The sequence below is a fragment of the Bacillus sp. JJ722 genome, assembly GCF_036963345.1.
Classification (GTDB): domain Bacteria; phylum Bacillota; class Bacilli; order Bacillales; family DSM-1321; genus Bacillus_AD.
This window is the reverse complement of record NZ_JBALMO010000273.1, coordinates 12,474-13,888: the sequence shown is the minus strand read 5'-3', so window position 1 is coordinate 13,888 and position 1,415 is coordinate 12,474. Positions and strand designations below refer to the sequence as shown.

The following is a 1,415-nucleotide window of genomic DNA, read 5'->3' as shown; positions in this document are numbered from 1 at the left end:
ATATAATATTATGATTGATCGTTTTAATAATGGTAGTTCAAAGAATGACTATAAAGTTGATGTACAAGATTTAAATGGTTATAATGGCGGAGATTTTCAAGGTATTATAGATAAGTTAGATTATATAAAGGATATGGGTTTCACAACGATTTCTTTATCACCTATTTTTAATAATGAAGATGATGGTTATGATGGCACTCGTGTGATCGATTTCTATAAAACAGAAGAACATTTTGGTAGTATAAAAGAATTCAAACAACTAGTGAAAGAAGCTCATAAGCGTGAATTAAAAGTAGTATTAGAGTTTGTTGTAGATGAGGTTGGTCCAAACCATCCATGGATAAAGGATCCTAGCAAAAAAGATTGGTTTACAGAAGCGCCAAAGTTAAACTTAAATAATAGAGAAGTCCAAAGTTACTTGACTGATGCTGCGAAATGGTGGGAACAAGAAACGAATATTGATGGTTATTATATTAAACAAATTCAAAAAGGACCGAAAGAATTTTGGACGGATTTTGCTAAGGAACTAAGAACTAGCAGTAAAGAATTCTTTCTAATTGGGGAAGTTCAGTCAAATGATTTAAAGGAAAGCGCGTCATATCAATTGGCAGGATTCGATAGCATTATTAATATGCAATTTATGGAGCCTGCTAGAAATTCATTAGGAAAAGTAGACAGTAGCTTTGACGAGCCAATGAAGATTATAGAATATAGTCAGAAGATTTTTAATAATCTCAACCAAGTTGGCCTAGCGCTTGATAATAGTGAAACAATTCGATTTACAAATGATATCGTTGCCAACAATCATAACCCTGGCTCACGTTGGAAATTGGCACTTACATATACCTATACAACACCTGGTATTCCATTTGTTTTTTATGGATCTGAAATTGCTTTGGCTGGGGAAGAGAAACCTGATAATCTAAGACTTATGGGCTTCAAAGCTGATAAGCAATTAATAGATTTTACAACTAGTTTAGGCGGTTTAAGACAATCACTCCCTGCTTTAACTAGAGGAGATTTTAAAGTTTTATATAATAGAGAAGGTATGCTTGTATATAAGCGATCCTACAAAAGTGAAGTGATTGTTGTCGCAATTAATAATTCTTCTAAAACACAACATGTCACACTTACTGAGAAAGAGCTCGATGAAAATAAAGAATTACGCGGTTTATTAGCTGGTGATCTTGTTCGCGAAGAGGATGGTAAATATAAGCTAGTTGTTAAGCGAGAAGAAGCTGAAATTTATGCATTAGCTGAGAAAACGAGTATTAAAATCGGATATATTTCGGGAATTGTAGGCGTTTGGGTTGTATTTGCGATTTTTATATTCATTGTAATGAAGCGTTCTAAACGTAATGCTTCATAAAATATACTAAAGGGGCTGTTCGAAAATTGATTTTCAATCACTTTTC

1 protein-coding gene is annotated in these 1,415 nt (G+C 33.1%); it reads left to right on the top strand.

The features are described from left to right. A partial coding sequence (locus V7014_RS23545; protein WP_335510920.1) for an alpha-amylase family glycosyl hydrolase occupies positions 1-1,369 on the top strand: 1,369 nt, incomplete at its 5' end. Positions 1,370-1,415 lie beyond the last annotated feature (46 nt).